The following is a 7,794-nucleotide window of genomic DNA, read 5'->3' as shown; positions in this document are numbered from 1 at the left end:
CTAGAGGGACGCGCGTGCAAGAGGGTTCAAGGAAACCCAGGGAACAAGCCGTGTCAGACGACCCGTCCGATCTCGAATTCCAGCCGCGCGACAAGGGCAGCGTCATGGGCTTTCCCGCGCATGAGGGCCGGCCCGGCGCACTCGGCGAGGTTCATGCCCGGCCGCACCCGCTGATCGAAAAGCCACGCGTCCTGATGCAACTCGCCTTCATGACGGAGGGTGGCTCGGGCGTCGACCACGCGGTGCTTTCCGAACTGTCGCGGCGCCTCGGCATCGCCGCGCCCGACCGCCAGGCCCGCCACCATGCCATGAAATGGGGCAAGGGCTCGCTGCGGTGGGAGCGGCACACCGAGTTCTCGACCTATTTGTGGGAAGGGCCGCTTTCCGAAAGCGGCAGGACGCAGGAGGACTCCCCCTTCGGCAACGGGTTTTCGCCGCCGGGAACCTGCATCTCCGGCATCAGGCTCGAAATCCGCAAATGGACGCAAGCGAGCGAGCAGCTGATAGCCGGTTTCGATCCGACCAGCCTGTGCTACTCGCTGGTCGAGCGCGGAAACGCCGCCATCGTCACCGATTTTCGCCAGGATGGCGATGGCCTGACGCGCATGCTGCTGCTCGATCGCGGCTTGACCCCGGCGCGTACCGGCGCGTTGTCGCAGCGGCTTATCGACATCGAAACCTATCGGACGCTGGCCATGCTCGGCCTGCCGCTGGCGCTGACCTTGTCCGGCCGCGCCCGCCGCATCGAAGACCGGCTGGCGCAGACCACGCTGGAGATGAAGGTCGCCGGGACTCGTGACAGCCAGACCTTGCTGGCCGATCTGACCGAACTTGCGGCGGAGTTGGAGGCGGACGCGGCGTCGAGCCTTTACCGTTTCGGCGCCAGCCGTGCCTATGACGGCATCGTCGGCGAACGGCTGGAGGCGCTCGAGGAAGAGGCTGTGCCCGGCTATGACACATGGCGCGGGTTCCTGCAGCGCCGGGTGGCGCCCGCAATGCGCACCTGCCGCTCGGTCGAGGAGCGGCAGGAAAATCTGTCGCGAAAACTGACCCGCGCCACGACACTGCTGCGCACCTGGGTCGATGTCGAGGTCGAGAAACAGAACCGCGACCTGCTTGCCTCGATGAACAACCGCGCCCGCCTGCAACTGCGGCTGCAGCAGACCGTCGAGGGGCTCTCGGTCGCCGCCGTCTCCTATTATGTGGTCGGCCTTGTCGGCTATGTCGCCAAGGGCGCCTCGATCTTCGGCAATGCCTTCGCGCCGGAGATCATTACCGCGGCTTCGGTGCCTGTCGCCATCCTGCTGGTCTGGTGGGGCGTACGCCGCGTGCGCAAGATGCACTCCGAACCCGGCAAGCCGCCCGGCGAATAGATCTGCTCACCCTCCCACTTATGGGGTGGGGGTCCTCGTAGAGCGCCGCGCGGGGGAGGGTGAGACAGCGGCAGATTGCCGCTGCGGAAGCTTGCCTCAGCCTTGATGCCGGATTCCCAACCACCACAGGATTTGCACCCAACGCGCTTCACTGGTAAAAGATTTTGACCAGTCAAGCGAAATGAGGCTGCTGATGTCCGGCCTGGCCATGCCGAAACCAGACGACGCCACGATGCGCCGGCGCGACGAGATCGTCGCCGACATGCGCATCATCGTGCCGGGTGAGGGCGTCGTCGACGCCGCCAATTCCATGCGCGCCTTCGAGAGCGACGGCCTGACCGCCTATCGGCAGCTGCCGCTGGTTGTTGTTCTGCCGCAAACCGTGGCGCAGGTGTCGCGCGTGCTGAAATACTGCAACGATCGCAACATCCGCGTCGTGCCGCGCGGCTCCGGCACCTCGCTGTCGGGCGGCGCGCTGCCGCTCGAGGACGCGGTGCTTTTGGTGATGAGCCGCTTCAACCGTATCCTCGAGATCGATTTCCCCAATCGCGTCGTCGTTGCCCAGCCGGGCGTCACCAATCTCGGCATCACCACCGCCGTCGAGCAGGAGGGCTTTTACTACGCCCCCGATCCATCCTCCCAGATCGCCTGCTCGATCGGCGGCAATGTCGCCGAAAATTCCGGCGGCGTGCACTGCCTGAAATATGGCCTCACCGCCAACAATGTGCTCGGCATCGAGATGGTGCTGATGAATGGCGAAGTGGTACGGCTCGGCGGCAGTCACCTCGATGCGGAAGGTTATGACTTGCTCGGCGTCATGACGGGTTCGGAAGGGCTGCTTGGCGTCGTCACCGAGGTCACCGTGCGCATCCTGAAGAAACCGGAGACGGCTCGCGCACTGCTGATCGGCTTCCCGACCAGTGAGCAGGGCGGCCAGTGCGTCGCCGACATCATCGGCGCCGGCATCATTCCGGGCGGCATGGAGATGATGGACCGGCCGGCGATCCACGCCGCCGAGGATTTCGTCCATGCCGGCTATCCCCTGGATGTCGAAGCGCTGCTGATCGTCGAGCTCGACGGGCCGGGCGTCGAGGTCGATCATCTGATCGGCCTTGTCGAGGCCATCGCCTACAAGAACGGCTCGACCACCTGCCGCATTTCGCAGTCCGAACAGGAACGGCTGAGCTTCTGGGCCGGCCGCAAGGCGGCGTTTCCGGCCGTCGGCCGCATCTCGCCCGACTACTACTGCATGGACGGCACCATCCCGCGCAAGGAGCTGCCGCGCGTGCTCGCCGGCATGCGCGAGCTGTCGGAAAAATACGGTCTCGGCGTCGCCAATGTCTTTCACGCCGGCGACGGCAATCTGCATCCGCTGATCCTCTACGATGCCAACGTACCGGGCGAACTCGACAAGGCCGAAAGCTTCGGCGCCGACATATTGCGGCTCTGCGTCAAGGTCGGCGGCGTGTTGACCGGCGAACACGGGGTGGGCGTGGAAAAACGCGATTTGATGCCGGAAATGTTCACCCAGGTCGACCTCGACCAGCAGATGCGCGTCAAATGCGCCTTCGATCCCAACCATCTGCTCAACCCGGGAAAAGTGTTCCCGCAACTGCGGCGATGCGCCGAACTCGGCCGCATGCACATTTCTGGCGGCAAGCTGCCGTTTCCGGACATTCCGAGGTTTTGAGGGATATGTCGGCGCTTGAACACCCCCCTCTGTCCTGCCGGACATCTCCCCCTCAAGGGGGGAGATTGGCAGCTCGCGCGCCTCGCCCTTTTGTCACCATTGGAGATTGGCGAAGCCATATGCGACATCCGATCTCTCCCCTTGAGGGGGAGATGTCCGGCAGGACAGAGGGGGGCGCCAAGGAACTCAGCATATCCGAACTCGCGTCTGGCATAGAATTCGCCCCCTCTCCGTCTCGGGCTTTGCCCGAGCCACCTCTCCCCCGCTTTGCGGGGGCGAGGAACCCATGCCCGAGTGAGGTTTGAGTTGCTGTTCAAACAATCCTTGCTGGACAAGATCGCGCGCAATGAAGTGACGCTCGCTTTTCGCCGCTGGAAGCGGCCGACCGTCAAGGCCGGCGGGCGGGTCAGAACGGCGTCAGGTGCGGTTAGGATCGGGGACATCTCGATCGCGAGCGGCTCCGAATTGACGGAGAAAGACGCGACCGCAGCCGGCTTTCCGTCCCGAGGAGCCCTTCAGGAGATGCTTGGCCCCGATGACGGTACCCCGGTCTATCGCATTGAGCTCAAAGGCATCGAGCCCGACGAACGCGTTGCCCTGCGCGGCGACGCCGTGCTTTCCGATGAGGACTGGCATGCCTTGACCCAGCGTTTTGCGCGCTGGGACAAAACGGCACCCGGCTACTTCCTGTGGATCCTGCAGGCGATCGGCGCCCATCCGGAAGTGCCGGCTGCTGTCCTGGCCGACAAGGCCGGTGTCGAAAAGCTGAAGTTCAAGCAGGATGTCCGCAAGCTTGGGGAACTCGGACTCACCGAGAGTCTCCAGATCGGTTATCGGCTGTCGCCACGGGGCGAAGCCGTGCTCGAAAGGCTTCGGGAGCACAGGCTTTGACCACTTTCACCCCAACCACGTCAGACGAAGTTCTCTCCACCGTCGCCTGGGCAGCGGCGGAAGGCTCGCCGCTGGAAATCCTCGGCCACGGCTCCAAGCGTGGCATCGGCCGGCCGCTGCAAACCGAACACACGCTCGACCTGTCGAAACTCTCTGGCGTCACGCTCTATGAACCGGCTGAACTGGTGCTGTCGGCCAAGGCAGGCACACCGCTGGCCGAGATCGAAAAGCTGCTGGCGGAAAATGGCCAGCAGCTTGCCTTCGAGCCGATGGATTACGGCCCGCTGCTCGGCGGCGAGTCTGGCAAAGGCACAATCGGCGGCGTGCTCGCCGCAAACCTCTCCGGGCCGCGCCGGCTCAAGGCAGGGGCTGCGCGCGATCATGTCCTGGGCATCAATGTGGTGTCCGGTCGTGGCGAGGCCTTCAAGTCGGGCGGCCGCGTCGTCAAGAACGTCACCGGCTACGACATGTCGAAGCTGATGGCCAACAGCTGGGGCACGCTGGCCGTATTCACCGACGTCACCTTCAAGGTGCTGCCGGCAGCCGAGACCGAAGTCACGCTCGCCATCCGTGGCCTGCTCGACGATGCCGCGGCCGCCGCCATGGCCCTGGCGCTCCGTTCCAGCGCGGAAGTGTCGAGTGCGGCCCATCTGCCGGAGCGCATCGCTGCACGGGTCGCTGGCAGCGCGCTCGGCAGCGACGCTGCAACGCTGCTGCGTGTCGAAGGCTTCGGCCCGTCGGTTGCCTACCGCATCGCCGCGCTGAAAACGCTGCTCGGCAAGGCCGGGCCGCTGCAGGAGATTGCCGGTGACGCTTCACGGCTGATCTGGCGCGATGTACGCGATTGCAGGCCCTTCGCCGACAACAGCGAGAAACCGGTCTGGCGTGTCTCGATGACGCCGGGACAGTGCCACCAGATGGTCCTGACGCTGCGCATGCAGGCCGCCGTCAGCGCCTACTATGACTGGCAGGGCGGGCTGGTGTGGCTGCGCATGGAACAGGGCGATCCGGAAGCCGCCCTGCTGCGCGGGCTGTTGAGGAAACATGGCGGCGGCCATGCGACGCTGGTGCGCGCCGCACCCTCGCATCGCGCCGCTCTGCCGGTGTTCGAGCCGCAGCCGCCGGCGCTGGCAGCACTCAGCCAGCGGCTGAAGCAAGAATTCGACCCGAAGCACATCCTCAATCCCGGCCGAATGGCCTAGGACATTAGCGATGCAGACCAATTTTTCGCTTGCCCAGCTTGCCGATCCGCACGTCGCGGAATCCGAGAAAATCCTGCGCAAATGCGTGCATTGCGGCTTCTGCACCGCGACATGCCCGACCTATGTGACGCTTGGCAACGAGCTCGATTCACCGCGCGGGCGCATCTACCTGATCAAGGACATGCTGGAAAACGGCCGCCCGGCCGACAAGGAGATCGTCACCCATATCGATCGCTGCCTGTCTTGCCTCGCCTGCATGACCACCTGCCCGTCGGGCGTCAACTACATGCATCTGGTCGACCATGCCCGCGCCCATATCCAGGAGACCTACAAGCGGCCGCTGCTCGATCGCCTGACCCGCGCCACGCTGGCCTTCGTGCTGCCTTATCCCCAGCGGTTTCGCGCCGCGCTCAAGCTGGCGAAGCTGGGCAAGCCGTTTATAGGCTTGTTCGACAAGGTTCCGGCGCTGAAGCCGCTCAGTGCGATGCTCAAGCTCGCGCCGGCCTCGATCCCGGTAGCTTCGCCGATGGGCTCGCCAGGCATCCATGCCGGGCAGGGGAGCAAAAGAGGCCGCGTCGCCATCCTCACTGGCTGCGCGCAATCGGTGCTCGATCCCGCCATCAACGACACCACGATTTCGCTGCTGTCGCGGCTCGGCGTCGAGGTCGTGGTGCCACCGGGCGAGGGCTGCTGCGGGGCGCTGGTGCATCATATGGGGCGCGAGCAGGCCGCGCTTGCCTCGGCGAGACAGAATGTCGACGCCTGGACGCGGGCGATCGACCAGGGTGGGCTCGATGCCATCGTCATCACCGCGTCGGGTTGCGGCACCACGATCAAGGACTATGGCTTCATGCTGCGGCTGGATCCTGCCTATGCCGACAAGGCCGCGCGTGTGTCGGCGCTGGCCAAGGACATCACCGAATATCTCTCGACCCTCGACCTGCCTGAACCGGTGCGCAAGCCGGGCACAGTCGTCGCCTATCACTCGGCCTGTTCGATGCAGCACGGCCAGAAGATCACCCGCCAGCCGAAGGAACTGCTGGCCAAGGCCGGCTTCGTCGTGCGCGAGCCGCGTGAAGGACATCTCTGCTGCGGCTCGGCCGGCACCTACAACATCCTGCAGCCCGAGATCTCGGCCAAGCTGCGCGATCGCAAGGTGAAAAACATCGAGGCGACGGGGGCTTCGATCGTCGCCACCGGCAACATCGGCTGCATCACCCAGATCGCTTCCGCCGCCAAGCTGCCGGTGGTGCACACGATCAAGCTGCTCGACTGGGCCTATGGCGGCGAGCCGCCCAAAATGAGTTGACGGCGAAGCATCCGCTAAGGACGATGCGTAATGCCCAACTCACAACAGCAAGATATCGAAACCGTGGTTCGCCTTCTGTCGGAGGAGTCGCGTTCGACATTTCAGGCTCGCTATGCCGATTGCGAAGTCATTATCGCCCGATATTTGAAAGACGGATCGGCGTTCTTGATTCAGCTCATCGAGGCGGCCGTCGAAGCCGGCGTCCACCGGATCACTCTTATCGACGACGCGGTCTCGTTCCTTGACGATGCGGATCTGGCTCGCCTTGCAACCCTCCTGCAAGATGCGGCGGAAGGCGGCGCTGACGTTGAAGACCTGTTGGCTCGCGCCGCCTTGCAGGCGCCCGAGTTGTTCCCGGACGAAGTGTTGGCAGACATTCCAGATTTTGAGGATTGGCAAACCCACGCCGATCCTCGCTTGCCGCCGGCCTGTCACCATCTCGTCCTTGAAGGCGGCACGCCAGACGACTCGCCGTTCCCGACGCACCGCAATCATCCCACCTGGCATCTGCCGACGGCAGGACAGCCGTTCACGATCGGCGGTGAGGGAAGGGGCCTGTGTCCGGCTTGCGGCAGGCGGCTGGTCCATCTCGTCACCCTGAACGAGTTCGGCGCCGGGATAATGCCGCCCTTTCCCCGGCTGCGCATCGAGACCTGCGACGGCTCGCTGGAACCGGCCTATTATTCGCACGATGCTGCGGGCATGCCGACGCCGATCGCGCCGTTTCATTCCGATTATGGCTCCGCAATCGAGCCGGCTTCGAAGGAGAGCACCGTCCGCCTGGCGCCTACGCCGCCACGCTGGCTCAGGCAGTCGTGGGGGATCAGCAATTCGCGGCAAAATCTCTTCCGGCTTGGCGGGCTGCCGTCATGGGTTCAAGGGCCGCAATTTCCGTTGGTTCCCGGAACAGATCGGGAAATGAAATTTCTTCTGCAATTCGATTCACTGGCAGGCTTCTTTTGGGGCAGCGGCGGCATGCTTTATGTCTTCTGGGACGAAGAATCCCGGATCACATGCCACGTGCCGCAATACACGTGACGAAAGCAGCTACTCCGCCGCGAGCCTGTCGGCCGTACCGTAGGTCGCCTCATAAAGCGCACGCTGGCGGCTGAGCGCGACCATGGTGTTGCGCAGCAGGATGGCGACCGTGATCGGGCCGACACCGCCCGGCACCGGTGTGATCCAGGAGGCGACCTCGCGCACGCTTTCGGTGTCGACGTCGCCGACGATGCGGCTGGAGCCGTCGGGGCCGATTTCGGAATTGATGCCGATGTCGATGACGGCAGCACCCGGCTTGACCATGTCGGCCTTGCTCAGCCGCGGCTTGCC

General features: G+C 64.5%; 6 protein-coding genes and 1 pseudogene. 6 read left to right on the top strand and 1 reads right to left on the bottom strand.

Translation table 11 applies throughout. The annotated features are described in order from the left end of the window. Window positions 1-50: 50 nt before the first annotated feature. The 6 genes from EOD15_RS23635 to EOD15_RS23610 all read left to right on the top strand — a co-directional run bounded on the left by EOD15_RS23635 (window position 51) and on the right by EOD15_RS23610 (window position 7,503). Window positions 51-1,373 carry a DUF3422 family protein gene (locus tag EOD15_RS23635; protein ID WP_127408877.1) on the top strand — a complete coding sequence of 441 codons (1,323 nt, stop codon included), beginning with the start codon at window positions 51-53 and terminating at the stop codon, window positions 1,371-1,373. Between the two features lie 193 nt (window positions 1,374-1,566). Beyond that, window positions 1,567-3,063, top strand: a complete 1,497-nt coding sequence (locus EOD15_RS23630; RefSeq protein WP_127318612.1) for an FAD-linked oxidase C-terminal domain-containing protein — start codon at window positions 1,567-1,569, stop codon at window positions 3,061-3,063. Window positions 3,064-3,357: 294 nt separating this feature from the next. Beyond that, window positions 3,358-3,954, top strand: coding sequence for an ASCH domain-containing protein (locus EOD15_RS23625; protein WP_245463749.1), 597 nt, complete (start codon window positions 3,358-3,360; stop codon window positions 3,952-3,954). Continuing rightward, complete coding sequence (gene glcE, locus EOD15_RS23620; protein ID WP_127318610.1) at window positions 3,951-5,156, top strand: glycolate oxidase subunit GlcE; 1,206 nt, start codon at window positions 3,951-3,953, stop codon at window positions 5,154-5,156. The genes EOD15_RS23625 and glcE overlap by 4 nt, the downstream gene beginning before the upstream one ends. Window positions 5,157-5,166: 10 nt before the next feature. Then, window positions 5,167-6,465: a glycolate oxidase subunit GlcF gene (gene glcF, locus EOD15_RS23615; RefSeq protein WP_127318608.1), complete on the top strand. Its 1,299-nt coding sequence runs from the start codon at window positions 5,167-5,169 to the stop codon at window positions 6,463-6,465. Between the two features lie 30 nt (window positions 6,466-6,495). Then, the gene (locus EOD15_RS23610) at window positions 6,496-7,503 is read left to right on the top strand and encodes a hypothetical protein (RefSeq protein WP_127318606.1); all 1,008 of its coding nucleotides are present in this window, start codon (window positions 6,496-6,498) and stop codon (window positions 7,501-7,503) included. A gap of 9 nt (window positions 7,504-7,512) precedes the next feature. Here EOD15_RS23610 and EOD15_RS23605 read toward each other — a convergent pair. After that, window positions 7,513-7,794, bottom strand: a pseudogene (locus EOD15_RS23605) (bifunctional 5,10-methylenetetrahydrofolate dehydrogenase/5,10-methenyltetrahydrofolate cyclohydrolase); the annotation flags it as partial.

Origin of the sequence: Mesorhizobium sp. M7A.T.Ca.US.000.02.2.1 (assembly GCF_003996995.1) — a bacterium.
In the GTDB taxonomy this organism is placed as follows: Bacteria; Pseudomonadota; Alphaproteobacteria; order Rhizobiales; family Rhizobiaceae; genus Mesorhizobium.
Note: the sequence above shows the minus strand (reverse complement) of the source record. Positions and strands in the feature narration are given on the sequence as shown.

Coding starts and splice junctions, on each gene's coding strand:
- EOD15_RS23630 (WP_127318612.1), top strand. CDS start 1,567: ATGTCCGGCCTGGCCATGCCGAAACCAGACGACGCCACGATGCGCCGG.
- glcF (WP_127318608.1), top strand. CDS start 5,167: ATGCAGACCAATTTTTCGCTTGCCCAGCTTGCCGATCCGCACGTCGCG.
- EOD15_RS23610 (WP_127318606.1), top strand. CDS start 6,496: ATGCCCAACTCACAACAGCAAGATATCGAAACCGTGGTTCGCCTTCTG.